Raw genomic sequence first — 25,717 nt, forward strand, 5'->3', positions numbered from 1 at the left:
GAGGTGGGTTCGAAGAAGATTCCAGGTTTTGCGTCACCGGAGAAAGCCGATGAAAAAGAGTTCCCGTACGATGCTGCCGCTGTTATTGCCTACTGGTCCGCCCTGGTTGACAAAGGTCGTTCACTGAAAGTTGTGAAGGAGGTTCAAGACAGTCGGGGTAATCCTCGGGCGATCAAGAATCTCGCTGATAAGTGGGGTCCGGAAGCGACTAAGCATATCCTCGGCGCGCGAGAAGGTATGAGCTCGGCGCGTGATGACGTCAGAGCGTACTGGGAAGGCGGCGCTTTTGTCGCCTTCAATTCTTACGTTGAGCACGTTCTCAAGGTGATGGATGACACGGCGGAAGTCATGAGGTCGATGTCGAAGCTGAACCTGGACGTGCTCGAAACAACGGTGAACACCTATAATTCGGGTATCAACTTTATCGGTGAATGTGCTCAGGCGCTGCTCAGTGCTGCGGCCTCGGTTGCGCAAAACCTGCTGAATCTCGTCGGAGCAACCTGCTCTGCCATCCTTGAGGCGCTGTCAAAATTTGTCGGCGCGGTGACAGAGCTCATGATCGCGCGCAATCGGTCGATGATGGGCTACGCCAAGACGGGGATCGCGTTGAAGCAGGCTGCCATAAATCTCCGTGTCCCAGACCCTATTCCGTCCTCGGTGGGAGACTCGGGTAACTGGAAGGTCGGTCGTCGGTGAGGGGGTGGGGCTTCGCTTTGCTGCTGGCATTGCTGGCCGGTTGCTCCGCTCCGATCGAGCCGGTGAAGTACGTGACATTTCCGAAAGACTGCTTTCTAGGGGCTGATCAGCTTCTGTCTGAGATTATGGATCACTCGAGAGAGCTTTCTGTCTTCAGCGAAGGTGGCCTAAACTTGCCCTGGGGTGAGCCTGCGCTTCGGCGGTGCGCACGTTCGATGTCCCGCCTTGGAAAAGTCGAATCTCCTGGGCCGGAGAAGCGTACTGTTGCGGTTTCGTATTTCATGCCGACGAAGTCGGACGAGTACTCGGATCCGGTAACTGCGGCCAAGGATGACTTGGATAAGATTCGGCGATCCTCCACGCCGAGGAAGCCTCTCGGCTTGGGGCAGGAAGGCCTTTCCTGGAATACGCCCGCTATCGGCGCGCAGGAGGCCGGTGGGGCTGCGGCGTTTCGTGACGCCAACCTCGTCGTGCGAGTGAGTGTTGAGGGCACTGACTACGGTCCCGGCGGAAAGAAGGAGCAACCGCTGGACCCGGTGAAAGCGGAGCAGGACGCGATCAGGATTCTCCGGACCATCAAGGAGAAGCTTTGACCAGCGCCTTGCCAATCGTGGCGGGGACGAGGACCAGGAGCGCGGTGAACGCGGCGCCGCCGGTGAGCGCGACGCCGAGTGAGGAAAGCTCGGTGGCGTCGACGAGCAGGGCCTGACCGACGACGCCGAGCAGGCCCGCGACGAGGCCGGTCACCACGGACGCGAGCAGCCAGTTGGTGTGGTCGCGGTCGAGAAACGCCCAAACCGCTGCGGCGAGGACGAGCACGGCGAGGGCGACGGTGCGGGGCATCGTCAGCGACTCGGGGGAATGGACGCGCACCGAAGCGACCACCACCTGGGCCACCGCGTGCAGCGCGCCGAGGGCCAGTCCCCGTGTCATCCAGGTTCGCACCCGCATCAGCCTACGTCCGGGCGGCTTTGGTCGACCGCGCCAACAGGACCCACGTACGCTGCGGATATGCCGGAAACCCACGCCCGGAGGCGGTCACTGCTGCGCGCGGAGCTCCGTGCGCGGGAGCTCGACGCGCTGCTGGTGACCGACCTGCTGAACCTTCGCTACCTCACCGGATTCACCGGGTCCAACGGCGCGCTGCTGGTGCACGCCGAGGACGACGCGCGCAGCGTGTTCTGCACCGATGGCCGGTACCTGACGCAGTCCGAGACCCAGGTGCCGGACCTGGAGCGGGTGATCGACCGGCCCTGCGACACGGCGCTGGCGAAGCGGGCGCGCGGGCGGCTGGGCTTCGAGAGCCACAAGGTCACGGTGGACGGGCTGGACCTGATCGAGGCGGCCGGGGACGCCGAGCTGGTGCGGGCGGCCGGGCTGGTGGAGCAGCTGCGGCTGATCAAGGACGAGGCCGAGGTCGAGGCGCTGCGGATGGCCTGCGCGGCGGCGGACCGGGCGCTGGCGGGGCTGGTCGAGCACGGCGGGCTGCGGCCGGGCCGCACGGAGCTGGAGGTCGCGCGCGACCTGGAGAACCGGATGCTGGAGCACGGCGCCGCCGGGCCCGCGTTCGAGACGATCGTGGCCGCGGGGGCGAACTCGGCGGTGCCGCACCACCGGCCGACCGGTGCAGTGCTGCGCGCGGGGGACTTCGTCAAGCTCGACTTCGGCGCGCTGGTCGACGGCTACCACTCCGACATGACCAGGACGTTCGTCCTCGGCTCCGTCGCGGACTGGCAGCGGGAGATCTACGAGCTGGTCGCCGCCGCCCAAGCGGCCGGGCGGGGCGCGCTCGCGGTGGGGACGAAGGTCTCCGACGTGGACGCGGCGGCCCGCGCGGTGATCGAGGCGGCCGGGCACGGGGACCACTTCCTGCACGGGCTCGGCCACGGCGTCGGCCTGCAGGTCCACGAGGCTCCGGCGTTGTCCAAGGTCGGGGTCGGTACACTTGCCGCCGGTATGGCGGTCACCGTCGAGCCCGGGGTGTACCTGGCCGGGCGGGGCGGGGTCCGCATCGAGGACACCCTCGTCGTGCGCGCGGGCGCACCCGAACTCCTCACCCTGACCACGAAGGATCTCGTGGTCGTCTGACCCTCTGACATCACCTCAGGAGAGACCACCACCGTGGCCACCACCAACGACCTCAAGAACGGCCTGGTGCTCAACCTCGACGGCCAGCTCTGGACCGTCGTCGAGTTCCAGCACGTCAAGCCGGGCAAGGGCGGCGCGTTCGTGCGCACCAAGCTCAAGCACGTGCTCTCCGGCAAGGTCGTGGACAAGACCTTCAACGCCGGTACCAAGGTCGAGACCGCCACCGTGGACAAGCGGGAGATGACCTACCTGTACAAGGACGGCAACGACTTCATCTTCATGGACGGCGACACCTACGACCAGATCACGGTCTCCGGGGACGTCGTCGGCGATGCCGCCAGGTACATGCTGGAGAACACCTCCGCGATGGTCGCCACGCACGAGGGCGCCCCGCTGTTCGTCGAGCTCTCCGCCTCGGTCGAGCTGCTGATCCAGCACACCGACCCGGGCCTGCAGGGCGACCGCTCCACCGGCGGCACCAAGCCCGCCACCCTGGAGACCGGCGCCGAGATCCAGGTGCCGCTGTTCGTCAACACCGGCGACAAGGTCAAGGTGGACACCCGCGACGCCCGCTACCTCGGCCGCGTCAACAGCTGACATGGGTGCGCGCAGCAAGGCCAGGAAACGGGCGGTCGACGTCCTCTACGAGGCCGAGGCCCGCGAGGTGGACCCCGTCACGCTCATCTCCGAGCGCGTCGGGTCCACCGAGGTCGCCCCGGTCAACGACTACACGATCACCCTGGTCGAGGGCGTCCGCGACAACGCGGCGCGGATCGACCAGCTGATCTCCGAGCACGCCGAGGGCTGGAACCTCAACCGGATGCCGGCGGTGGACCGCGCCATCCTGCGGATCGGTCTCTACGAGCTGCTCTGGGCCGCCGACGTGCCGGACGCGGTCGCCATCGACGAGGCGGTCGAACTGGCCAAGACGCTGTCCACCGACGACTCCCCGCGCTTCGTCAACGGGGTCCTCGGCCGCATCGCGGGCATCGCCGGGCACCTGCGGGCCTCCCTGAACACCTGACGGGGCTCGACGGCTGGCACCAAACCCACGAGGCACCCGTGAGCGGATCGCTCGCGGGTGCCTCGTCGTGGTGCCTGCTGCCGTATTCGAGATCACGTCCGCGGCGGCTCAGTCTTCCTTCGACGGCCGTGCCTCGGGCGGCAGCACCCCCCAGTCGATGAGCTGCTCGGTCAGCTCGCCGGGGGTCATGTCGTAGATGATCGCCAGCGACCGCAGGTCCTCGGTGCGGATCGAGAGCACCTTGCCGTTGTAGTCACCGCGCTGGCTCTGGATCGTCGCCGCGTAGCGGGCCAGCGGGCCCACCTTGTCCGCCGGTAGCTGCTGGAGCCGTTCGAGGTTGATGACGATCTTCGTCGCCGGTTCGGCCCCGGACGGGACCCGGCCCTCGGGCAGCAGTTCCGCCACCGGCACGCCGTAGAAGTCGGCGAGCTCCGCCAGCTTCTGGACGGTCACCGCACGGTCGCCGCGCTCGTAGGAGCCGACGACGACCGCCTTCCAGCGGCCGCCGGACTTCTGCTCGACGCCGTGCAGCGACAACCCCTGCTGCTGGCGGATCGCGCGGAGCTTGGCGCCCAGCGCCTTGGCGTAATCGCCCATGTGGCGGTTCTCCGTTCGTTCGCCCCGTCGGCAGGCACCAGTTGCCGCAGGGAACATCACATCCAATACGGAGAGTAATGGTTGCTGCTCGAACTCACCAGGTCAAGCTGACTTCACTGCGGCAGGCGGGCGAGTAGTGACACACCACTCGGACGGCTGATCGCGAGTTCTTGATACGGTCTCGGGTGGCTGGGCAAAAGCCCTGCTAGACGTCCTTTAAGGACCCGTCCAGTGAGGCGGGGAAGGAGGTCCCTTCCGTGGCGTCACCTTCCGGTGCCGCGACGGATCCGGCCGAGCGGCGCGAGCTGCTGTCGGCCGGTGATGTCGCGCGCACTGTTGCCCGGATGGCCCACCAGGTCATCGAGAAGACCGCGCTCGACGCGGAGAACAGCGCTTCGGTCGTGCTGCTGGGCATCCCCTCGCGGGGCGCCCCGCTCGCCGCGCGCCTCGCCGAGAAGATCGCCGAGTTCAGCGGCGTCACGGTGCCCGTCGGCGCCCTCGACGTGACGCTCTACCGCGACGACCTCCGGCGCAAACCCGCCCGCCCGCTGGAGCACACGCAGCTGCCGGAGTGCGGAGTGGACGATCGCCTCGTCGTCCTCGTCGACGACGTGCTGTTCTCCGGCCGCACCGTGCGCGCCGCGCTGGACGCCCTGCGCGACCACGGCCGCCCCCGCGCGGTGCAGCTGGCCGTGCTGGTCGACCGCGGCCACCGCGAACTGCCGATCCGCGCGGACTACGTCGGCAAGAACGTGCCCACCGCGCGCAGCGAGGACATCGCCGTCCACCTGTCCGAAGTGGACGGTGACGACGGCGTCTACCTGAGCCAGGGAGGCGCGCGGTGAAGCACCTGCTCTCCGCCGCCGACCTCGACCTGGACACCGCCACCGCCGTTCTCGACACGGCGGCCGAGCTGAAGGCGACGCTGCTCGGCCGCGAGGTGCGCAAGCTGCCGACGCTGCGCGGCCGCACGGTGGTCACGATGTTCTACGAGAACTCCACCCGCACCAGGGTCTCCTTCGAGATCGCGGGCAAGTGGATGAGCGCGGACGTGATCAACGTCTCCGCCAGCGGGTCCTCGGTGAACAAGGGCGAGTCCCTGCGCGACACCGCGCTCACGCTCTCCGCCGCCGGAGCCGACTGCGTGATCGTGCGCCACCCGGCATCCGGTGCGGCGCACCGGCTCGCGGGCTGGCTCGGGCACACCGGGACCGGCGTGGTCAACGCAGGCGACGGGATGCACGAGCACCCGACGCAGGCGCTGCTGGACGCGGCGACCCTGCGCGAGCGCCTCGGCGACCTGCGCGGCAGGCGGATCGGGATCGTCGGCGACATCCTGCACAGCCGCGTCGCGCGGTCGAACGTCCACCTGCTGTCCACATTGGGCGCCGAGGTGGTCCTGGTCGCTCCGCCCACGTTGGTGCCCGCCGGGGTCGAGGCGTGGAAGGTCCCGGTCTCCTACAACCTCGACGCCGAACTGCCGGGCCTGGACGCGGTGATGCTGCTGCGCGTGCAGGCCGAGCGCATGCACGGCGGGTTCTTCCCGTCGGCGCGCGAGTACTCGATCGCCTACGGGCTCAACGAGAACCGCATGAAGCTGCTGCCTGACCACGCGGTCGTGCTGCACCCGGGGCCGATGCTGCGCGGCATGGAGATCTCCTCCGCCGTCGCCGACTCCGAGCGCGCCGCGATCGTGGACCAGGTGTCCAACGGCGTCCACGTCCGGATGGCCGTTCTCTACCACTTGCTTGCAGGGGAAGGGAAAGCGCTGTGAGCGCGCTGCTGAGGGGAGTGCTCCTCTACGGTGAGGGCGACCCCGTCGACGTCCTGGTCGAGGACGGTGTGATCGCGCGGATCGGCGCCGATCTGCCGGTCCAAGGCACCGAAGTCGTCGAGGCGCAGGGGAAAGTCCTGTTGCCGGGCTTCGTGGACCTGCACACGCACCTGCGTGAGCCGGGGCGCGAGGACACCGAGACCATCGCGACCGGTTCGGCCGCGGCCGCGCTCGGCGGGTACACCGCAGTGTTCGCCATGGCCAACACCGATCCGGTCGCGGACACGCAGCTCGTCGTGGAGCACGTGTGGCGCAAGGGCCAGGAGGCCGGGCTCGTAGACGTGCACCCGGTCGGCGCGGTCACCGTGGGGCTCAAGGGCGAGAAGCTCGCCGAGCTGGGCACCATGGCCCGATCCGCCGCCGGAGTCCGGGTTTTCAGCGATGACGGGCACTGCGTGCACGACCCGCTGCTGATGCGCCGCGCGCTGGAGTACAGCAAGGCGCTGGACGCGGTGATCGCGCAGCACGCCGAGGAGCCGCGGCTCACCGTTGGCGCGCAAGCCAACGAGGGCGAGGTCGCCTCCAGGCTCGGCCTCACCGGCTGGCCCGCGGTCGCCGAGGAGGCGATCGTCGCGCGGGACTGCCTGCTGGCCAAGCACACCGGCGGTCGCCTGCACGTCTGCCACGTCTCCACCACGGGCACGGTCGACGTGCTGCGCTGGGCGAAGAGTTGGCAAGGCGGCGGGGTCACGGCAATCTCATCGGAGGTGACGCCGCACCACCTGTTGCTGACCGACGAGCTGCTGGCGACCTACGACCCCGTCAACAAGGTCAACCCGCCGCTGCGGACCTCGGCCGACGTGCAGGCGCTGCGGGCCGCGCTCGCCGAGGGCATCGTCGACTGCGTCGCCACCGACCACGCCCCGCACGCACCGCAGGACAAGGACTGCGAGTGGTCCAGCGCCCGGCCCGGCATGCTGGGCCTGCAGACGGCGCTCTCCGTCGTGGCACACACGATGGTGATCACCGAGCTGCTGGACTGGCGCGGGGTGGCGCGGGTGATGAGCGAGCGGCCCGCGCAGATCGCCGGGCTGCCCGACCAGGGCAGGCCGCTGGTCGAGGGCGAGCCCGCCAACCTGGCCCTGGTCGACCCGGACGCGCGCTGGACCGTGCGTGGATCGGACTTCGCCAGTATCGCCGGCAACACCCCGTTCGAGGGCATGGAACTGCCCGCCCGGGTGGTCCTGACCATGCTGCGCGGGCGGATCACCGCTCACGAGGGAAAGGTGTGCGGCTGATGCGTGCCCTGCTCACCCTGCTCATGGTCGCCCTGCTGGTGCTGACCCTCCTGGCGATGCTGCGCGGCTGGCGCTACCGGGCCCGCCGCCAGGCCGCCGTGATGCCCGGGTTCTTCGCCCCGCCGGCGACGCTGGGCGCCGACCTGCTGCCGCCGTTGAAGGGTGTCTACGTCGGCACCGTGCACGCGGGCGACTGGCACGACCGGATCGCCATCGGCGACATCGGTTACCGCGCCGAGGCCACCGCGCGGCTGACCGCCGAGGGGATGTACATCGACCGCGTCGGTGCCAGTCCACTGTGGATCCCCGCGCAGACCGTCCGCGGCGCCCGTGCCGCACGCGGGCTGGCGGGCAAGGCCATGGGGATCAAGGGCGTCTTCGTCGTCACCTGGGCGCTCGACGAGAACTGGCTGCTGGACACCGGGTTCCGCGGCGATGACCGTTCGGTTTACCCCGAGTGGGAGGCCGCCTTGCAGACTATGGCTCCTGTGTCCCACGGGAACACGAAACAGGCTAACGACTCCGAGAGGAACTCTGCGCGATGAGTTCTCGCACCCCCGCTGTCCTGGTGCTCGAGGACGGCAGAAGCTTCCGCGGCGAGTCCTACGGGGCGCTCGGCCGCAGCCTCGGCGAGGTGGTGTTCTCCACCGCCATGACCGGCTACCAGGAGACCCTGACCGACCCCTCCTACCACCGCCAGATCGTGGTGCAGACCGCGCCGCAGATCGGCAACACCGGCTGGAACGACGAGGACGACGAGTCCGAGCGGATCTGGGTGGCGGGCTACGTCGTGCGCGACCCCGCGCGCGTGCCGTCGAACTGGCGCTCGGTCCGCCCGCTGGACGAGGAACTGGCCAGGCAGGGCATCGTCGGCATCTCCGGAGTGGACACCCGCACCCTGACGCGGCACATCCGCGAGCAGGGGGCGATGCGCGCCGGGATCTTCTCCGGTGAGGCCGTCGCCGAGATCGACCGGCTGGTGGACGAGGTGCGCCAGGCGCCGGAGATGGCCGGTTCCGACCTCGCCGGTGACGTCACCACCAAGCAGCCCTACGTGGTCGAGGCCGACGGCGAGCGCAGGTTCACCGTCGCCGCGCTGGACCTCGGCATCAAGTCCAACACCCCGAGGATGATGGCCGCGCGCGGCATCGAGGTGCACGTGTTGCCGCTCGGATCCACTGTGGACGACGTGCTGGCCGTCGAGCCGGACGGCGTGTTCCTGTCCAACGGTCCCGGTGACCCGGCGACCCAGGACCACGCGGTCGCGCTCACCCGGGAGTTCCTGTCCCGCCGCGTCCCGCTGTTCGGCATCTGCTTCGGCAACCAGGTGCTCGGCCGCGCGCTGGGCCGGGGCACCTACAAGATGCGCTACGGCCACCGCGGCATCAACATCCCGGTGATCGACGTGGCCACCGGCAAGGTCGCCATCACCGCCCAGAACCACGGCTTCGCCGTCGAGGGCACGCCGGGGGAGCGCTTCGACTCCGACTTCGGCGCCGCCCAGATCAGCCACTACTGCCCCAACGACGACACGGTCGAAGGTCTGCGCTGCCTGGACGTTCCGGCGTTCAGCGTGCAGTACCACCCGGAGGCCGCCGCGGGTCCGCACGACGCCGCGCCCCTGTTCGACCAGTTCGTCGAGCTCATGGACGGGAAGAAGTAGATGCCCAAGCGCACAGACATCAAGCACGTCCTGGTCATCGGCTCCGGCCCGATCGTGATCGGCCAGGCGTGCGAGTTCGACTACTCCGGGACCCAGGCCTGCCGCGTGCTCCGCGAGGAGGGCCTGCGGGTCAGCCTGGTCAACTCCAACCCGGCGACGATCATGACCGACCCGGAGTTCGCCGACGCGACCTACGTCGAGCCGATCACCCCGGAGTTCGTCGAGAAGGTCATCGCCGCCGAGCGCCCCGACGCCATCCTGGCCACCCTCGGCGGGCAGACCGCGCTCAACACCGCGGTCGCGCTGCACGAGCGCGGCGTACTGGAGAAGTACGGCGTCGAGCTGATCGGTGCCGACATCGACGCCATCCAGCGCGGTGAGGACCGGCAGAAGTTCAAGGACATCGTCGCCTCCATCGGCGGCGAGACCCCGCGCAGCCGCGTGTGCCACTCCATGGAGGAGGTCCGCGAGACCGTCGCCGAGCTCGGCCTGCCCGTGGTCATCCGGCCCAGCTTCACCATGGGCGGCCTCGGCTCCGGCATGGCGCACACGCACGACGAGCTGGAGCGGCTGGCCACGGTCGGCCTGGCCGAGAGCCCGGTCACCGAGGTGCTGATCGAGGAGAGCGTGCTCGGGTGGAAGGAGTACGAGCTCGAGCTCATGCGCGACCGGCACGACAACGTGGTGGTCGTCTGCTCCATCGAGAACATCGACCCGATGGGCGTGCACACCGGTGACTCGGTGACCGTGGCCCCGGCGATGACGCTGACCGACCGCGAGTTCCAGCACATGCGCGACGTGGGCATCGACGTGCTGCGCGCGGTGGGCGTGGACACCGGCGGCTGCAACATCCAGTTCGCCATCCACCCGGGGACCGGCCGCATGGTCGTGATCGAGATGAACCCGCGGGTGTCCCGGTCCTCCGCGCTGGCGTCCAAGGCCACCGGCTTCCCGATCGCCAAGATCGCGGCGAAGCTGGCCATCGGCTACACCCTCGACGAGATCCGCAACGACATCACCGGCGAGACCCCGGCCAGCTTCGAGCCGACGCTGGACTACGTGGTGGTGAAGGTGCCGCGGTTCGCCTTCGAGAAGTTCCCCGGCGCGGACCCGACGCTGACCACGACGATGAAGAGCGTCGGCGAGGCCATGTCCATGGGCCGCAACTTCCCCGAGGCGCTGGGCAAGGTCCTGCGCTCGATGGAGACCAAGGCGGCCGGGTTCTGGACCGTCGCCGACCCCGACGTGACGCTGGAGGACACCCTCGAAGCGCTCAAGACCGGCCACGACGGGCGGCTCTACACCGTGGAGCGCGCGCTGCGGATGGGCGCCACGGTCGAGCAGGTCTGCCGGGCTTCCGGAATCGATCCGTGGTTCGTCGACCAGATCGCCGCGCTGATCGAGCTGCGCCGGGAGATCGAGGCGGCCCCGGTGCTCGACGAGAACCTGCTGCGCCGCGCCAAGCGCAGCGGCCTGTCCGACCGGCAGCTGGCCGCGCTGCGGCCGGAGCTGGCCGGGGAGGACGGCGTGCGGGTGCTGCGGCACCGGCTCGGCGTGCGCCCGGTGTTCAAGACGGTCGACACCTGCGCCGCGGAGTTCGCCGCGAAGACGCCGTACCACTACTCCGCCTACGAGCTGGACCCCGACGCCGAGTGCGAGGTCACCGAGCAGCGGGACCGGCAGAAGGTGCTGATCCTGGGCTCCGGCCCGAACCGGATCGGCCAGGGCATCGAGTTCGACTACTCCTGCGTGCACGCGGCCATGGCGCTGCGCGAGGCCGGGTTCGAGACCGTGATGATCAACTGCAACCCGGAGACGGTCTCCACCGACTACGACACCTCCGACCGGCTCTACTTCGAGCCGCTGACCTTCGAGGACGTCCTGGAGGTCGTGCACTCCGAGCAGCGCTCCGGCACCGTCGCGGGCGTGATCGTCCAGCTCGGCGGGCAGACCCCGCTCGGCCTGGCGCAGCGGCTGGCCGACGCGGGCGTGCCGATCGTGGGCACCTCGCCGGAGGCCATCCACCTCGCCGAGGAGCGCGGCGCGTTCGGCGAGGTGCTGACCGCCGCCGGGCTGCCCGCGCCGAAGTACGGCATGGCCACCTCCTTCGACGGGGCCAAGCGGATCGCCGACGAGATCGGCTACCCGGTGCTGGTGCGGCCCTCCTACGTGCTCGGCGGGCGCGGCATGGAGATCGTCTACGACGAGGACACGCTGGCCGGCTACATCGCCAGGGCCACCGAGGTCAGCCCGGAGCACCCGGTGCTGGTGGACCGCTTCCTCGACGACGCCATCGAGATCGACGTGGACGCGCTCTGCGACGGCCAGGAGATCTACCTCGGCGGCGTGATGGAGCACATCGAGGAGGCCGGTATCCACTCCGGCGACTCCGCCTGCGCGCTGCCGCCGATCACGTTGGGCCGCACCGACCTGGAGGCGGTCCGCCGCACCACCGAGGCGATCGCGCGGGGGATCGGCGTGCGCGGCCTGCTCAACGTGCAGTACGCGCTCAAGGACGACGTGCTCTACGTGCTGGAGGCCAACCCGCGCGCCTCGCGGACCGTGCCGTTCGTCTCCAAGGCCACGGCGGTGCCGCTGGCCAAGGCGGCGGCCAGGATCGCGCTCGGCGCCAAGATCTCCGAGCTGCGCGACGAGGGCCTGCTGCCCGCCAACGGCGACGGCGGCGACCTGCCGGTGTCCGCGCCGGTGGCGGTCAAGGAGGCCGTGCTGCCGTTCCACCGCTTCCGCACCCCGGACGGCCGCGGTGTGGACTCGCTGCTGGGCCCGGAGATGAAGTCCACCGGCGAGGTGATGGGCATCGACGCCTCCTTCGGTAAGGCATATGCCAAATCTCAGGCGGCTTCCTACGGGTCCCTGCCGACCAGCGGGCGGGTGTTCGTCTCGGTGGCGAACCGGGACAAGCGCGCGATGATCTTCCCGGTCAAGCGGCTCGCCGACCTGGGCTTCGAAGTTCTTGCCACCGACGGCACCGCCGAGGTGCTGCGGCGCAACGGCATCCCGTGCACGGTGGTGCGCAAGCACTTCGAGGGCGACCAGAACGTCGTCGACTCGATCCTGGCAGGCGAGGTCGACATGGTGATCAACACGCCGTACGGCAACCACGGGCCCCGCCTGGACGGCTACGAGATCCGCACCGCGGCCGTCGCCAGGGACATCCCGTGCGTCACCACGGTGCAGGGCGCGGCCGCCGCCGTGCACGGCATCGAGGCGCTGATCAGGGGAGACATCGGCGTGCGCTCGCTGCAGGACCTCCAGGCCGCGGTCCGCGAGGCGCGCACGTGAGCACCCAACCCTCGAGTGCCCGGCCGTTCGGTGCCCGGCTCGTCGCGGCGGTCTCCGAGAGGGGGCCGCTGTGCGTGGGCATCGACCCGCACCCGGCGCTGCTGGAGGCGTGGGGACTGGAATCGGACATCGGAGGACTCGAGCGGTTCGCGCTCACCGCCGTCGAGGCGCTGGCGGGCACCGTCTCCGTCCTCAAGCCCCAGTCGGCGTTCTTCGAGGCGCACGGTTCCCGCGGCGTCGCCGTCCTGGAACGGGTCATCGCGGAGGCGCGGGAGGCCGGTGCGCTGGTCCTGCTGGACGTCAAGCGGGGCGACATCGGGTCAACCATGTCGGCGTACGCCAACGCCTACTTGGCCGATTCCTCGCCGTTGGCCGCGGACGCGGTAACGCTCTCACCGTTCCTCGGCTTCGGTTCGCTGGAGCCCGCGCTGAGCCTCGCCGAGCGCACCGGCCGCGGCGTTTTCGTGCTCGCGAGAACGTCCAATCCGGAGGGTCGGCAGGTGCAGGGCGCGGCGCTGCCGGAGGACGGCCGCAGCGTCGCCCAGGCCATGATCGACGAGGCCGCGGCGCGCAACGCCGGGGCCGGTCCGCTCGGCTCCGTCGGGCTCGTCGTCGGGGCGACCATCGGCCGGACCGGGTTGGACTTTTCGCAGGTCAACGGCCCTTTGCTGGCCCCGGGCATCGGTGCGCAGGGCGCAACGGGGCAGGACCTGAGAACGGTCTTCGGAGATCAGCTCGCACACGTTCTGCCGACCACTTCCCGCGACGTTCTGAGACACGGTCCCGGCGTCGCGGAAGTGCGCTCGGCGGCTTTGCGCGCGAGTGAGTCGATAGCCGCTTCGCTGCGTGTCTGAGGGCCCGCGAAAGGGGCGTGGAAAACCGTGCCGGGACCCCTCTGGCAAGTGGGGTTGTTTCGGCTCGCGTACGAAATGTGTGATGCAGGAGATCGGCGGCCTTGTAGCGGGTCAGTAGCGGTGAAGGCGCCGGTACTGGTAGTACTTGCGGCCGGTGCCGAGGGTTAGGCGGGAATGTCGAGCGGTGATACCGCTTTCAACGTCATTCACGGCTAACGTTCGTTGACCGTCCGCCACGAGGAGGACAACCCGAATGGGTAGTCATCCTCAGGACTGATGTCGAATGCGGGACTCGCCGGACAGTGTCGCTTGAGCACGTCGCTTGAGAAGTGTTCGGATGTTCGACCCGCGTTGTGTCCTGTCAGACCCGGTCGGTACGGTCGCCGCACCGTTCCTACTGGATAAACCCCACCCCACGGAGGATGATCGTGGCCCTTCCCCAGCTGACCGAGGAGCAGCGGGCTGCAGCGTTGGAGAAGGCGGCTGCTGCTCGTCGCGTTCGCGCTGAGCTCAAGGAGCGCCTGAAGCGCGGTGGCACCAACCTCAAGGAGGTGCTGACCTCCGCGGAGAGCGACGAGATCCTGGGCAAGATGAAGGTCTCGGCGCTGCTTGAGGCTCTGCCCGGCGTCGGCAAGGTCCGCGCCGCCCAGATCATGGAGCGCCTGGAGATCGCCAACAGCCGTCGTCTTCGTGGTCTCGGCGACCGTCAGCGCAAGGCGCTGCTCGCGGAGTTCAGCGCAGAGTGACCGCGGAGCGGCCGGGGTCGGGCGACAGCACCACCGTCGTCCGGCCCCGGCTCACCGTCGTCTCGGGGCCGTCCGGCGTCGGCAAGTCCAGCGTGCTGGCCGAGGTCCGCCGCATGGCCCCGGACCTGTACTTCAGCGTCTCGGCGACCACGAGGTCCCCGCGCCCCGGCGAGATCGACGGGACGCACTACCACTTCGTCGACCGGGACTGGTTCCAGCGCATGATCGAGGCGGGCGAGATCCTGGAACACGCCGAGTACGCGGGCAACCACTACGGCACGCCCCGCGCCCCGGTCCTGGCCGCGCTCGACGCGGGCCGGCCCGCCGTGCTGGAGATCGAACTCCAGGGCGCCCGGCTGGTGCGCAGGGCGATGCCCGAGGCCCGGCTGGTGATGCTGGTGCCCCCGTCCTGGGAGGTGCTCGTCGACCGGCTCACCGGGCGCGGCACCGAGGACCCGGCCGTGGTGGAGCGCAGGCTCCGGGTGGCCCGCGAGGAACTGGCGGCCGCCGGGGAGTTCGACCACCGGGTCGTCAACGCCGACGTGCGGCAGGCCGCCGCCGAGTTGGTAAACTTGATGGTCGGGCCCGCCAGCGAGGTGTCCGACCCGCCTGAGCACCTGTCGCCTGGCTACCTTTCGACTTTGGAGCAATCTCAGTGACCATCCCCGCAGAGCTGGGCGCGCTCGCGCAGCCGATCACCGGCGCCGAGGGCATCACCAACCCCCCGATCGACGACCTGCTCGAGAAGGTCAGCTCGAAGTACGCCCTGGTGATCTACTCCGCCAAGCGCGCGCGGCAGATCAACGACTACTACGCCCAGCTCGGCGAGGGCCTGCTGGAGTACGTCGGCCCGCTGGTGGAGCCGGGCCCCCGCGAGAAGCCGCTGTCCATCGCGCTGCGCGAGATCCACGCCGGGATGCTTGAGCACACCGAAGGCGAGTGAGTAACACGGACGGGACCCGCCCTCGGATCGTTCTCGGCGTCGCCGGTGGGATCGCCGCCTTCAAGGCGTGCGACCTGCTGCGCAGGCTCACCGAGACCGGTCACGAGGTGCGGGTCGTCCCGACTTCGGCCGCGCTGAACTTCGTCGGCGCCGCCACCTTCGAGGCGCTGTCCGGCAACCCCGTGCACACGGGCGTCTTCGCCGACGTGCCCGAGGTCCCGCACGTGCGCCTGGGGCAGACCGCCGACCTGGTCGTCGTCGCCCCCGCCACCGCGGACCTGCTGGCCAAGGCCGCGCACGGGCTGGCCGACGACCTGCTGACCAACACCCTGCTGACCGCGCGCTGCCCGGTGCTGCTGGTCCCGGCGATGCACACCGAGATGTGGGAGCACCCGGCGACCAGGGCCAACGTGGCGCTGCTGCGCGAGCGGGGCGTGATCGTCGCCGAGCCCGCGAGCGGGCGGCTGACCGGCAAGGACAGCGGCAAGGGCCGCCTGCCCGAGCCCGCCGAGATCGCCGACCTGTGCCGCCTGCTGCTGGCCCGCCGCGACGCGCTGCCCCGCGATCTGGAGGGCAGGCACGTCGCGATCTCCGCGGGCGGCACCCGCGAACCACTCGACCCCGTGCGGTTCCTCGGCAACCGCTCGTCCGGGCGGCAGGGCTTCGCGCTCGCCCGGGTCGCGGCGCAGCGGGGCGCCACCGTGACCCTCGTCGCGGCGCACACCGCGGACCTGGACCCGCCCGCCGGGGTGGACCTGGTGCGGGTGGGCACGGCGCTGGAGCTGCGCGAGGCCATGCGCGAGGCCGCCAAGACCGCCGACGTGGTGGTGATGGCCGCCGCGGTCGCCGACTTCCGCCCGGCCACCACCGCCGAGCACAAGATCAAGAAGTCCGACGACCGGCCGGATCCGGTGGTGGAGCTGACCCGCAACCCGGACATCCTGGCCGAGCTGGTTGTACACCGTTTCCCTGGACAGCTCGTGGTGGGCTTCGCCGCCGAGACCGGCGACGCCGAGGCGGGCCCGCTGGAGCACGGCCGCGCCAAACTGGCGCGCAAGGGCTGTGACCTGCTGGTTGTCAACGCGGTCGGGGACGGGCAGGCTTTCGAGGTGGAGCACAACTCGGGCTGGTTGCTCAGCGCCGAGGATGGTGGCGCGAGTGCCACGGAACTCCCACTTGGTGGGAAAGCTGAACTCGCGGCGCTGCTCTGGGACGCTGTGAGCAAGAAGCTTGAATACGTCCCGCCTGGCGCGTCCGGCAGCGAAGTACGCTGACGCAGCTTTTTCCTGGGACAGGCAGAACACATCTATTGGGGAGCACCGTGACGCAGCAGAGCCGCAGACTCTTCACCAGTGAGTCCGTGACCGAGGGTCATCCGGACAAGATCTGCGACGCCATCAGCGACTCGATCCTGGACGCGCTGCTCGCCAAGGACGCGCGCTCCCGCGTCGCGGTCGAGACCCTGATCACCACCGGCCAGGTGCACGTCGCCGGCGAGGTGACCACCGAGGCCTACGCGGACATCCCCTCGATCGTCCGCGAGAAGATCCTGGAGATCGGCTACGACTCCTCGGCCAAGGGCTTCGACGGCCACTCCTGCGGCGTCAACGTCGCGATCGGCTCGCAGTCCCCGGACATCGCCCAGGGCGTGGACACCGCGCACGAGACCCGGGTCGAGGGCGCCGAGGACGACATCGACAAGCAGGGTGCCGGCGACCAGGGCCTGATGTTCGGCTACGCCTCCACCGACACCCCCGAGCTGATGCCGCTGCCGATCGCGCTGGCGCACCGGCTCTCCCGCAGGCTGACCGAGGTGCGCAAGAACGGCACGCTGCCGTACCTGCGCCCGGACGGCAAGACCCAGGTCACCATCGAGTACGCGGGTGACCAGCCGGTCCGCTTGGACACCGTGGTGCTCTCCAGCCAGCACGCCGCCGACATCGACCTGGAGCAGATGCTCGCCGTCGACGTCCGCGAGCACGTGATCTCCCCGGAGATCAACGAGCTGAGCCTGGACACCAGCGACGTGCGCGTGCTGGTCAACCCGACCGGCCGGTTCGTCATCGGCGGCCCCATGGGCGACGCGGGCCTGACCGGCCGCAAGATCATCGTCGACACCTACGGCGGCATGGCCCGCCACGGCGGCGGCGCGTTCTCCGGCAAGGACCCGTCGAAGGTGGACCGCTCGGCCGCCTACGCCATGCGCTGGGTCGCCAAGAACGCGGTGGCCGCGGGCCTGGCCACGCGCATGGAGGTCCAGGTCGCCTACGCCATCGGCAAGGCGGCCCCGGTCGGCCTGTTCGTGGAGACCTTCGGCACCGAGAACATCGACCCCGCCAAGATCCAGGCCGCCATCAGCCAGGTCTTCGACCTGCGCCCGGCCGCGATCATCCGGGACCTGGAGCTGCTGCGCCCGATCTACGCGCAGACCGCCGCCTACGGCCACTTCGGCCGTCCCGAGCTGGACCTCCCGTGGGAGCGCCTGGACCGGGTCGAGGCCCTCAAGAACGCCGCGGGCGTGTGATTGCCGTACTTCCCGACGAGGCGGCCGAGCAGTTGTTCGGCCGCCTCGCGGCGTGTCTGGGTCCTTCCGCGCTCGACATCGGTTCCGGATCGGGCTACCTGGCCGCGGAGATCGCCGCGCGCGGGGTCCGGCTGGAGCTGACCGACGTCGAGGACTGGCGGCAGGTGGAGATCCCCGGCTCGACGTTCACCGTGGCGAGCGCGACCGCGCTGCCGCACGCCTCCGGTTCGGTGGGCGGGGTGCACATCGCGCGGGTGCTGTTCCACATCGCCGAGTGGCGGACCGCCCTGGCGGAGGTCGCCAGGGTGCTCGCGCCCGGCGGCCGGTTGTGCCTGTCCCTGGGCTGGCCGCTCTACACGGGCGCGCTGCGCGAGCTGTCCAACTCCTTCTACGACCGTGCCGAGACCGCCGGGCTGCCCCGCGACGACGTGCGCGCGGACATCGAGGGCCCGGACCAGGTGGCGAAGGAGCTGGTCGCGCTGGGCCTGGTCGGCGAGGAGCCGATCGAGGTCTCCGGTTCGCTCGCGATCACCCCGCGCGAGGTCGTCGCCGACTGCGTCGCCGTCGCGGACCGGTGGCGTGCGGGCCAGGACCGAACCCTCCTGCCCGCGCTGGGCGAGCAGGCCCTTGCCGACTCCGCCCTCCCCGCCGACACTCCCGTCTCCCAGGAGCGGACCGTCCACTACCTCGTCTTCCGCCGCCCCTAGGCCGACAGAGTCAAGCATCGGCCTGGGATTTCGGTTGGCGAACGCTGCACACGGGGTGAGCTTGATCGCTACCGTGGTGCGTCACGAAGAGCCGGGGCGGGTGGACGTTGGGGCCAGCGGAGCGGGAACTGCGGCGGCTCGGACTGCGCTACGCAGGGGTCGTCCGAACGGTCGTGATCGCGACGTGCAGTGCGCTGTCGCTGCTCGCGGTCGCCCCGGACGCGGTGCCGGCGACCCTCGCGGTCGCGGCCGGGCTGAACGCGTGGAACGCGCTGTACGTGCGGTCCTCGCGGGAACCCCTCGTGATCGCGGCGGACGCGGTCGTCCTGGCCGGGGTGTGCCTCGCGCAGCCGTGGGTGGTCCCCGGCGAAGCCCTGTACAACGGCACCAGCTGGGTGCTCGTGGTCATGTCCATCGCGGTCGTCACGCACCAGTGGCACGTGCCTCCTGTGGTGTCCGCGCCCGCGACGGTGTTCGTGGTGGGCGCGTACCTGTCCGGCGCAGCCCTGGCCGCTCCGGAGCGGTGGCCGGAGGCGCTGCCGTTGGCGCTGTGGATGCTCGTCGAAGCGGCGTTGTCCTACGGGCTCTACGTGCTCGTGCGGCGCGGTGGGCGGAAGGCGGACCGCGCCGCGGCGGCCGAGGAGCTGACGCGTAGGCAGTCCGTGATCGCCGCGGCCGTTCGAGCCGACGAGCGTGCCCACTTGGCCAACCTGCACGACACCGCGGCGGCGACGCTGCTGATGGTCGGAGCGGGGGTGCTCGACGGGCGGGCGACGTGGCTGGCCGAGCAGGCGGCGAGGGATCTCGACGTGCTCAGCGGCTCCGGGTTGCCGAGCAGCTCCGCGGGCGACGTGGATCTGGTGCGGTTGCTGGAGGACGTCATCGAGCAGTGCCCGCTGCGAGTGGACTGGCGCGGCACCTCGGGCCTGGCGGTGCCCGCCGTGGTGGCGGTGGCGATGTGCCGGGCCACCAGGGAGGCGTTGACCAACGTGGCCAGGCACTCCGGCGTGCTCAACGCGCTCGTGCGGGTGTCGTCGCGACGCAAGGGCGGGGTGGTGGTCGAAGTGCTCGACAGCGGACGCGGCTTCGAGCCCGATCACGTGCCGCCGCACCGGCGCGGGCTGGCCTACTCGTTGGTCGAGCGGCTGACCGCGGTCGGCGGGCGGGCCGTGATCGCGAGCAGCCCGGGCGCGGGGACCAGTGTCCGCTTGGAGTGGCCGCATGCTTGACGTCGCCGCACCGGCACCACCCGCGACGGCCGTGCTCAAGGACACCGCGCCGGAGCCGACCACGGCGCACATCCTGCGCGGGCTGCGGCTGGCGGTCGTGGCCATCACGTTGGCTGTCCTTTGTGGACTGAGCTTGCCGATGTTGTTGGTGCACATGGACCTCTACCAACCGGCATGGGTGCAGATCGCCGCGTTCACCGCGTTCGTGCTGATCGCCTGCGGCTTCGGTGCGCTGGCCTGGCTGGAGATCACGCCCGGCCGGTGGCGCTGGCCGTTGGCCGTGGTGGTCTTCCTCATCTCGATCGCCGCGACGGCCGCGGTCCCGGCGCCGCACCTGATCGGGCAGGCGCACTGGTCGTTCGGACCGCTCGGCTGGCTGGCCGTGCTGCTGACGCTGGACCTCGGCGCGCGTCCGCTCGCGGCGCTGCTGGTGACCCACTACGTGGTGACGCTGGTGCAGCTGGCCGTGGCCGGGCAGACCGACCGCGCCACCCTGGTCGGGATGGCCGTGCAGACCGTCATCGTGTGGGGGTTCCAGCTCGCGGTCGGGCACGCGGCGACGCTGATGCGGCGGATCGCCGTGGACGCCGCGCGGGTCGCCGAACAGGAGGAGAAGCTGCGCACGGACGAGGCGGTGGCCGAGCGCCTGCACGCCGAGCAACGGCTGCGGTACACGGCGCTGGCCACGACGACCGCGCCGTTGCTCGCCGGACTGGCGACCGGGGCGCTCAACCCCGAGGACGAGCGCGTGCGGCGGTCGTGCGCGCTGGAGGCGGCCAGGATGCGGCGGTTGTTCGCCGAGGGCGACGACGTGCCGGACCCGCTGGTCCACCAGCTCCAGGCGTGCATCGATCTGGTGGAGCGCAACGGGATCACGGTCTCGCTCGCGGTGCGCGGGGAGCGTCCGGTGCTGAGCAGGCGGGTGCGCCGCGCGCTCACCGAACCGGTGCTGGCGGTGCTGGTGGCGACGACCCGCTCGGCGCGGGTGACCGTGGCGGGGTGGCCGGACCGGGTCTCGGTCAGCGTCGTCTCCGACATGGCGCCCGCCGAACTGCCGACTGTGGAGTGTCCAGGCGTCGCGACGACGACGATGGAGGCCGAGGGCCGGGTGTGGGTCGAGGTGACGTGGCGGGCATGAGCATCACGGTGGTGGTGATCGACGACCACCCGGCCATCGCGGCCGGGGTGCGGGTGTGGTGCGCGTCGGCGAACCCGCCGATCAAGGTGCTGACCGCGGGGGCCACCGTGCGCACGGCCTGGCTGGAGCCGGGCTCGCTGGCCGACGTGGTGGTCTTCGACCTGCAGCTCTCCGGCGGCACGCCCTCCTTCGGCGACCTGCGGCGGCTGGTCGACGACGGGCGCAAGGTGGTCGTCTACACCATGCGCGACGATCCCGACACGGCGCTGACCTGCCTGGACATCGGCGCGAGCGGTTACGTGACCAAGGCGGAGGGCGAGCGGCACCTGGTCGCGGCGATCCGGGCCGCCGCGCACGACCTGCCCTACACCACGCCCGCGCTGGCCGGGGCGCTGGGCACGGACACCCGGGGGCACCGGCCCAAGCTCGCCCCGCGCGAGATCGACGTGCTGATCGAGTGGTTCCACTGCGAGTCCAAGGAGATGGTGGCCCGCAAGCTCTCGCTGTCGGTGCGCACGGTGAACTCCTACATCGACCGGGTGCGGGTGAAGTACGCCAACGCCGGGCGCAACGCCCCGACCAAGGCGGCGCTGGTCGCGCGCGCGATCCAGGACGGCCTCATCGACGTGGGCGACCTGTAACCCCGGCTGGACGGCGAACCCGCGGTCGGCGTCTTGAAGACGGGCGTACCCCGACGGGTCCTCGCGGCGGCGGTCGGTGGTCTCTGGTACACCAGCGGAGTGGCTGGGAAACCGGGTGGGAGACAGCGGGCGAAGCGCAAGGGAGAGCGCCAGCCCGCCGAGTCGCTGCCGTTCGCGCGGATCTGCGTGGACGTGCCGCTGGCGCATCTGGACCGGCCCTTCGACTACCTGGTGCCCAGCGACGCCGACGCGGACGCGGTCCCGGGTGCGCGGGTGCGCGTGCGCTTCGCCGGGCAACTGGTGGACGGCTACGTCCTGGAGCGCGTGGAGTCCTCGGAGTTCGGCGGTCGACTGTCCTATCTGGACAGAGTGGTGTCCGCGGAGCCCGTGCTGTCGCCGGAGATCATGAAGCTGGCCCGCGCGGTCGCCGACCGGGGCGCGGGCATGATGATCGACGTGCTGCGCCTGGCGATCCCGCCGAGGCACGCCAAGGTGGAGGCCGAGCCGCCACGCGCCCCGGCTCCCGTGCCCGAGGCGCCCGCGGCCGAGGTGTGGCACAGCTATCCGCGCGGCAAGGCTTTCCTGGAGGCCGCGCTCGCGGGCCGGGCTGCGCACGCGGTGTGGCAGGCGCTGCCGGGGGAGGACTGGCCCGCCCGCCTCGCCGAAGCCGCGGCGACGGTCGCCTCGACGGGGCGCGGTGTGGTGGTCGTGGTCCCCGACCATCGCGACCTCGCCCGCGTGCACAAGGCTTGCGAGGCGTTGATCGGCGCCGAGGGAGTTGTGGCGCTGTCGGCCGACCTCGGCCCGGCCGAGCGCTACCGCCGGTGGCTCGCCGTGCTGCGCGGGACCGCTCACGTGGTCGTCGGCACCCGCGCGGCGGCATTCGCGCCCGTGCACGATCCGGGGCTGCTGGTGATCTGGGACGACGGCGACGATCTGCACTACGAGCCGCGCTCGCCCTATCCCCATGCCCGTGAAGTCCTTGCGCAGCGCGCACATGCCAACGGAGCCGCGTTGCTCGTGGCGGGTTTCGCGCGCACGACCGAGGCGCAGCTGCTCGTGGACACGGGCTGGGCGCACGAGATCATCGGCACCCGCGACCAGGTCCGGGCCGCCGCGCCCAGGGTGGCCTCGATCGGGGAGACCGACACGCAGCTCGCCCGTGATCCCGCCGCGCGAGCCGCCCGGCTCCCGTCGATCGCCTTCGAGGCCGCCCGATCGGCGTTGGCGGCAGGCGCTCCCGTGCTGATCCAGGTGCCGCGGCGGGGCTACGTGCCGTCGCTGACCTGCGCGAACTGCCGTGAGCCCGCGCGCTGCCGTCGCTGCGCCGGGCCGTTGGCGCTGCCCGGCGGGATGCGGGACGACCAGCCACGACCGGCCGCGTGCCGGTGGTGCGGCGTCAGCGAGGCGTCGTTCGTCTGCCCGGCCTGCTCATCGCGCCGGATGCGCGCCGCGGTGATCGGCGCCAAGCGGACGGCCGAGGAGCTGGGGCGGGCGTTCTCCGGCGTCGTCGTCCGCACCTCGGGCGCCGACGAGGTGCTGGCCTCGGTGCCCGGCAAGCCCGCGCTCGTGGTGGCGACCCCGGGGGCGGAGCCGGTCGCCGAGGGCGGCTACGGCGCGGCCCTGCTGCTGGACGGCTGGGCGTTGCTGAACCGGGCCGACCTGCGTGCCACCGAGGAGGCGTACCGCAAGTGGATCACCGCGGCGGCGTTGGTGCGGCCCGGTGCCGACGGCGGGAAGGTCGTGGTGATCGCGGAGTCCGCCCTCGCACCGGTGCAGGCGTTGGTGCGGTGGGACCCGGTGTGGCACGCGCGCCAGGAGCTGGCGGGGCGGCAGGAACTCGGCTTCCCGCCCGCGGTGCGCATGGGCACGGTCGACGGCACGCCCGATGCCGTGGCGGCGTTCCTGGAGACCGTGCGGTTGCCCGAGTCCGCCGAGGTGCTGGGCCCGGTCCCGCTCGGACCCGAGGGCGCGGATGGCCTGGCGGAGCGGGAACGGGCGCTGATCCGGGTTCCGCGCCGCGACGGCAGGCTGCTGGCGACCGCGTTGGCCGAGGCGCGCGGTGTGCGCACGGCCCGCAAGGAAACCGATCCCGTCCGCGTCCGCTTCGACCCGCCCGAGCTCGTCTGACCCGCCTCCCAGCCGGGGTTCCCCGGCTGGGAGGCGGGAGGTCAGGCGGAGCGGGGGAGGGTGGTGGGGGCGGCGGGCTCGATCTTCGGCACGAGCCGGATGCTGCCCTTCGCGTCGGCGATCACCTTGCGGTACAGGGATTCGAAGCGCTCGAGGGTGGCTGCCAGCGCGTGCTCGGTGATCATCTCCGCACTGGCGGCGCCCATCCGCCGGAGCATGTCCTCATCGCCGAGGGTCTGCGCGAGGCGGGCGGCGAGCACGAGCACGTTGCCGGGCGGGAACAGCCAGCCGTTGTGGCCTGGGCGCACCAGGTGCGGCAGCGCCATCGCGTCGGCGGCGATCACCGGCTTGCCCGCGGCCATCGCCTCCATGGTGACCAGGCTCTGCAGTTCGGCGATGCCCGGCATGCAGAACAGGTCGCACCGCGCGTAGGCCTGCACCAGTTCCTCGTCGCTGATCCGGCCGAGGAAGCGCACGCGGTCGGTGATGCCGAGCTTGCCCGCGAGCTCGACGAGGGACTTCTCACAGCTCCCACCTCCGACGATCTCCGCGCGGACGTCGATGTGCTCCGGCAGCTTCGCGATGGCGTGCAGCAGCTCGTCGACGCGCTTCTCCTCGTCGAGGCGGCCGACGAACAGCACCGTCTTGGTCGCGCCGGGGGTGCGTGCGACGGGCGTGCCGCCGCGGTACTTCTGGATGTCGATACCGCAGGAGATCGCCAGCGCCTCCTGGCCCAACTTGTTGGCGTGCAACAGTTCCACGGCCCTGGGCGTCGGAGCGGTCACCATCTGCGCCCGGCCGAAGACCTTGGCGAGGTCGCGGTAGGCGAGCTTCGCGGCGGTGCTGCGCAGCCAGCGCGGGACCTTGGCGTGGGCGAAGAGGTTCTCCGGCATGAAGTGGTTGGTCGCCACGAGCGGGATGCCCAGTGCGGGAGCGGTTTTCGACAGCGCGCGGCCGACGACGAAGTGCGCCTGCACGTGCACCAGGTCCGGGCGGATCTGCCACAACAGCTCCTCGGTCTCCGCCTTCGCCTTCCACGGCACCGAGAATCTGAAGTCGTCGTAGAACGGCCAGCGGTAGGACTTCAGGTGGTGCACGGTGATGCCGTCGACGGCGTTCACCCCGGCGAGCATCGGCGCGCTCGCTGACGGCGCCGGGCACAGCACGTGCACCTCGTGGCCGACCGAGGCGAGGCCGACCGCGAGCCGGTGGGCGAAGTTGGCCGCGCCGTTGACGTCCGGCGGGAACGTGTCGGCGCCGATGACGATCCGCAGTGGACGGTTGCTGGTCATGGTTCGGTCCTGTCCGTGAGGGGTGACGTGGCGTGAGCGGCGGCGAACACCCGCTCGGCATCGGGGGCGCCGGGGCCCGGCCCACCCGGTGGTGCGGAGTTCTCGTTGTCGCGCAAGGCGATCAGGGTTACCCCGGCGAGCGCGACGGCGGCGCAGACCAGCTCCAGCGCAGCGATGCCCGGGTCGGTACCGGCGGCCTCGCCGAGCAGGCCGACGCCCATGCCCACCGCGACGAGCGGATCGACCACGGTCAGGCAGGCGACCACCATGTGCGGCGGACCGCTGGCATAGGCCTGCTGGACGCACCAGCCGCCGATCAGCAGCGCGGCGAGGATGCCGAGCAGCGCGAGCGGGTCGATCTCCCCGCTGAGCTGGAAGCGTTGCGCGACAAGGCGAATGAGGACCGAGATCAGTCCGTACGCGACTCCGCCCGCGACGCCGAGGGCCAGGCAGCGGCGGCCACCGGCGCTCAACGCGCCGAGCAGGACGAGCACCGCGAGCAGGCCCGTGCTGATCAGCAGCGCGTCGGTGACAGCGGTGAGCGGCGGGAGCGCGGAGCCGGTGTTGCCCGCGGCGAGCACGACGAACGCACCCATGCCGAGCGTCGCCGTCAGGGCGGGCGCAAGTCGTTGCGGGGTAAGGGATCGGCCGGACTGGCGGGCGTCGAGCACGGCGGCGAGCACCAGTGCGAGCACACCGACCGGCTGGACCACGATCAGCGGTCCGATCGCGACGGCGACCGCGTGCAGCACGGTGCCGCCGACGAGCAACGAGAGGCCGAGCAGCCAGCGCCGATCGCGCAGCAAACCCAGCAGGGAGGCCAACTTCAGCGTCTCCCCGCTCCCCGTCGCTCGCACGGCGGAGTGCTGCAACCGCGCCGCTGCCGCATAGCAGCAGGCGCCCAGCGCGGCCAGCACCACGGCCGGCACGGTCAGTTCCATCACACGACCAACTCTTGTGCGCGTCGTCGATCGGAACCATCAGGGAATACCCCCGGACTACCCGGAATCACCCCGCAACCATTTCGGGGGATGGCTGAGGGAATCTCAGTGGCACCTGAGGATTACCCC

26 protein-coding genes are annotated in these 25,717 nt (G+C 70.8%); 22 read left to right on the plus strand and 4 right to left on the minus strand.

Going from position 1 to position 25,717, the window contains the following annotated elements:
• Nucleotides 1–3 precede the first annotated feature (3 nt).
• Both BLT28_RS38695 and BLT28_RS40690 read left to right on the plus strand, forming a co-directional pair.
• The gene (locus BLT28_RS38695) at nt 4–696 is read left to right on the plus strand and encodes a WXG100 family type VII secretion target (protein ID WP_156051019.1); all 693 of its coding nucleotides are present in this window, start codon (nt 4–6) and stop codon (nt 694–696) included.
• A 17-nt stretch (nt 697–713) separates the two neighbouring features.
• Nucleotides 714–1,289 (plus strand): hypothetical protein, encoded by a 576-nt coding sequence (locus BLT28_RS40690; protein WP_156051017.1) that lies wholly within the window; start codon nt 714–716, stop codon nt 1,287–1,289.
• On the opposite strand, the gene BLT28_RS38705 is transcribed toward BLT28_RS40690, so the two are convergent.
• Nucleotides 1,273–1,641 carry a hypothetical protein gene (locus BLT28_RS38705; protein ID WP_156051014.1) on the minus strand — a complete coding sequence of 123 codons (369 nt, stop codon included), beginning with the start codon at nt 1,639–1,641 and terminating at the stop codon, nt 1,273–1,275. The two genes, BLT28_RS40690 and BLT28_RS38705, sit on opposite strands and share 17 nt — an antisense overlap.
• Nucleotides 1,642–1,707: 66 nt before the next feature.
• Here BLT28_RS38705 and BLT28_RS38710 point away from each other — a divergent pair, with 66 nt between their 5' ends.
• The 3 genes from BLT28_RS38710 to nusB are packed head-to-tail and all read left to right on the plus strand — an operon-like array spanning nt 1,708 to nt 3,808.
• Nucleotides 1,708–2,784: a M24 family metallopeptidase gene (locus tag BLT28_RS38710; RefSeq protein WP_030430054.1), complete on the plus strand. Its 1,077-nt coding sequence runs from the start codon at nt 1,708–1,710 to the stop codon at nt 2,782–2,784.
• A 33-nt stretch (nt 2,785–2,817) separates the two neighbouring features.
• Nucleotides 2,818–3,381, plus strand: coding sequence for an elongation factor P (gene efp, locus BLT28_RS38715; RefSeq protein ID WP_030430053.1), 564 nt, complete (start codon nt 2,818–2,820; stop codon nt 3,379–3,381).
• Between the two features lies 1 nt (nt 3,382).
• A complete protein-coding gene (gene nusB, locus BLT28_RS38720; protein ID WP_030430052.1) occupies nt 3,383–3,808 on the plus strand; it encodes a transcription antitermination factor NusB in 426 nt (141 codons plus the stop codon).
• Nucleotides 3,809–3,916: 108 nt separating this feature from the next.
• Here the strand turns inward: nusB and bldD are convergent, their stop codons facing one another.
• Nucleotides 3,917–4,405 (minus strand): transcriptional regulator BldD, encoded by a 489-nt coding sequence (gene bldD, locus BLT28_RS38725; protein WP_030430051.1) that lies wholly within the window; start codon nt 4,403–4,405, stop codon nt 3,917–3,919.
• 257 nt (nt 4,406–4,662) lie between these two features.
• On the opposite strand from bldD, the gene pyrR reads away from it, so the two are divergent.
• The 17 genes from pyrR (at nt 4,663) to BLT28_RS38810 (ending at nt 23,355) form a co-directional block, all read left to right on the plus strand.
• Entirely contained in the window at nt 4,663–5,250 is a 588-nt protein-coding gene (gene pyrR / locus BLT28_RS38730; RefSeq protein WP_030430050.1) for a bifunctional pyr operon transcriptional regulator/uracil phosphoribosyltransferase PyrR, read from the plus strand.
• Nucleotides 5,247–6,179 (plus strand): aspartate carbamoyltransferase catalytic subunit, encoded by a 933-nt coding sequence (locus BLT28_RS38735; RefSeq protein ID WP_030430049.1) that lies wholly within the window; start codon nt 5,247–5,249, stop codon nt 6,177–6,179. Before pyrR ends, BLT28_RS38735 begins: the two co-directional genes overlap by 4 nt.
• The gene (locus BLT28_RS38740) at nt 6,176–7,477 is read left to right on the plus strand and encodes a dihydroorotase (protein WP_030430048.1); all 1,302 of its coding nucleotides are present in this window, start codon (nt 6,176–6,178) and stop codon (nt 7,475–7,477) included. The genes BLT28_RS38735 and BLT28_RS38740 overlap by 4 nt, the downstream gene beginning before the upstream one ends.
• Nucleotides 7,477–8,022 carry a PH-like domain-containing protein gene (locus BLT28_RS38745; protein WP_231950561.1) on the plus strand — a complete coding sequence of 182 codons (546 nt, stop codon included), beginning with the start codon at nt 7,477–7,479 and terminating at the stop codon, nt 8,020–8,022. The genes BLT28_RS38740 and BLT28_RS38745 overlap by 1 nt, the downstream gene beginning before the upstream one ends.
• A complete protein-coding gene (gene carA / locus BLT28_RS38750) occupies nt 8,019–9,140 on the plus strand; it encodes a glutamine-hydrolyzing carbamoyl-phosphate synthase small subunit (protein WP_030430046.1) in 1,122 nt (373 codons plus the stop codon). Before BLT28_RS38745 ends, carA begins: the two co-directional genes overlap by 4 nt.
• Entirely contained in the window at nt 9,141–12,443 is a 3,303-nt protein-coding gene (carB, locus tag BLT28_RS38755) for a carbamoyl-phosphate synthase large subunit (RefSeq protein WP_030430045.1), read from the plus strand.
• Complete coding sequence (pyrF, locus tag BLT28_RS38760; RefSeq protein ID WP_030430044.1) at nt 12,440–13,297, plus strand: orotidine-5'-phosphate decarboxylase; 858 nt, start codon at nt 12,440–12,442, stop codon at nt 13,295–13,297. The genes carB and pyrF overlap by 4 nt, the downstream gene beginning before the upstream one ends.
• Nucleotides 13,298–13,725: 428 nt before the next feature.
• Nucleotides 13,726–14,043 (plus strand): integration host factor, actinobacterial type, encoded by a 318-nt coding sequence (gene mihF, locus BLT28_RS38765; RefSeq protein ID WP_030430043.1) that lies wholly within the window; start codon nt 13,726–13,728, stop codon nt 14,041–14,043.
• A complete protein-coding gene (gene gmk / locus BLT28_RS38770) occupies nt 14,040–14,702 on the plus strand; it encodes a guanylate kinase (protein WP_052407406.1) in 663 nt (220 codons plus the stop codon). Before mihF ends, gmk begins: the two co-directional genes overlap by 4 nt.
• Complete coding sequence (gene rpoZ, locus BLT28_RS38775) at nt 14,699–14,986, plus strand: DNA-directed RNA polymerase subunit omega (protein ID WP_052407405.1); 288 nt, start codon at nt 14,699–14,701, stop codon at nt 14,984–14,986. The genes gmk and rpoZ overlap by 4 nt, the downstream gene beginning before the upstream one ends.
• On the plus strand, nt 14,983–16,260 hold the full coding sequence (gene coaBC / locus BLT28_RS38780; RefSeq protein WP_052407404.1) for a bifunctional phosphopantothenoylcysteine decarboxylase/phosphopantothenate--cysteine ligase CoaBC: 1,278 nt from the start codon (nt 14,983–14,985) through the stop codon (nt 16,258–16,260). The genes rpoZ and coaBC overlap by 4 nt, the downstream gene beginning before the upstream one ends.
• Before the next feature lie 47 nt (nt 16,261–16,307).
• Complete coding sequence (gene metK / locus BLT28_RS38785; protein WP_030430039.1) at nt 16,308–17,510, plus strand: methionine adenosyltransferase; 1,203 nt, start codon at nt 16,308–16,310, stop codon at nt 17,508–17,510.
• Entirely contained in the window at nt 17,507–18,217 is a 711-nt protein-coding gene (locus BLT28_RS38790; protein WP_052407403.1) for a class I SAM-dependent methyltransferase, read from the plus strand. Before metK ends, BLT28_RS38790 begins: the two co-directional genes overlap by 4 nt.
• Before the next feature lie 107 nt (nt 18,218–18,324).
• Complete coding sequence (locus BLT28_RS38795; protein ID WP_043811821.1) at nt 18,325–19,446, plus strand: sensor histidine kinase; 1,122 nt, start codon at nt 18,325–18,327, stop codon at nt 19,444–19,446.
• The gene (locus BLT28_RS38800; protein WP_052407402.1) at nt 19,439–20,584 is read left to right on the plus strand and encodes a hypothetical protein; all 1,146 of its coding nucleotides are present in this window, start codon (nt 19,439–19,441) and stop codon (nt 20,582–20,584) included. The genes BLT28_RS38795 and BLT28_RS38800 overlap by 8 nt, the downstream gene beginning before the upstream one ends.
• Entirely contained in the window at nt 20,581–21,225 is a 645-nt protein-coding gene (locus tag BLT28_RS38805; protein WP_030430035.1) for a response regulator transcription factor, read from the plus strand. Before BLT28_RS38800 ends, BLT28_RS38805 begins: the two co-directional genes overlap by 4 nt.
• A 99-nt stretch (nt 21,226–21,324) precedes the next feature.
• On the plus strand, nt 21,325–23,355 hold the full coding sequence (locus BLT28_RS38810; RefSeq protein ID WP_030430034.1) for a primosomal protein N': 2,031 nt from the start codon (nt 21,325–21,327) through the stop codon (nt 23,353–23,355).
• A gap of 41 nt (nt 23,356–23,396) precedes the next feature.
• Here BLT28_RS38810 and BLT28_RS38815 read toward each other — a convergent pair whose 3' ends face one another.
• Nucleotides 23,397–24,647 carry a glycosyltransferase gene (locus BLT28_RS38815; RefSeq protein ID WP_030430033.1) on the minus strand — a complete coding sequence of 417 codons (1,251 nt, stop codon included), beginning with the start codon at nt 24,645–24,647 and terminating at the stop codon, nt 23,397–23,399.
• Nucleotides 24,644–25,588, minus strand: coding sequence for a DMT family transporter (locus tag BLT28_RS38820; RefSeq protein ID WP_052407401.1), 945 nt, complete (start codon nt 25,586–25,588; stop codon nt 24,644–24,646). Before BLT28_RS38820 ends, BLT28_RS38815 begins: the two co-directional genes overlap by 4 nt.
• Nucleotides 25,589–25,717 lie beyond the last annotated feature (129 nt).

Source organism: Allokutzneria albata (genome assembly GCF_900103775.1).
In the GTDB taxonomy this organism is placed as follows: domain Bacteria; phylum Actinomycetota; class Actinomycetes; order Mycobacteriales; family Pseudonocardiaceae; genus Allokutzneria; species Allokutzneria albata.

Excerpts from the sequence above, each read along its gene's own strand:
- BLT28_RS38710 (WP_030430054.1), top strand. The coding sequence starts at position 1,708 with ATGCCGGAAACCCACGCCCGGAGGCGGTCACTGCTGCGCGCGGAGCTC.
- nusB (WP_030430052.1), top strand. The coding sequence starts at position 3,383 with ATGGGTGCGCGCAGCAAGGCCAGGAAACGGGCGGTCGACGTCCTCTAC.
- bldD (WP_030430051.1), bottom strand. The coding sequence starts at position 4,405 with ATGGGCGATTACGCCAAGGCGCTGGGCGCCAAGCTCCGCGCGATCCGC.
- BLT28_RS38745 (WP_231950561.1), top strand. The coding sequence starts at position 7,477 with ATGCGTGCCCTGCTCACCCTGCTCATGGTCGCCCTGCTGGTGCTGACC.
- carA (WP_030430046.1), top strand. The coding sequence starts at position 8,019 with ATGAGTTCTCGCACCCCCGCTGTCCTGGTGCTCGAGGACGGCAGAAGC.
- carB (WP_030430045.1), top strand. The coding sequence starts at position 9,141 with ATGCCCAAGCGCACAGACATCAAGCACGTCCTGGTCATCGGCTCCGGC.
- BLT28_RS38800 (WP_052407402.1), top strand. The coding sequence starts at position 19,439 with ATGCTTGACGTCGCCGCACCGGCACCACCCGCGACGGCCGTGCTCAAG.
- BLT28_RS38805 (WP_030430035.1), top strand. The coding sequence starts at position 20,581 with ATGAGCATCACGGTGGTGGTGATCGACGACCACCCGGCCATCGCGGCC.
- BLT28_RS38815 (WP_030430033.1), bottom strand. The coding sequence starts at position 24,647 with ATGACCAGCAACCGTCCACTGCGGATCGTCATCGGCGCCGACACGTTC.
- BLT28_RS38820 (WP_052407401.1), bottom strand. The coding sequence starts at position 25,588 with ATGGAACTGACCGTGCCGGCCGTGGTGCTGGCCGCGCTGGGCGCCTGC.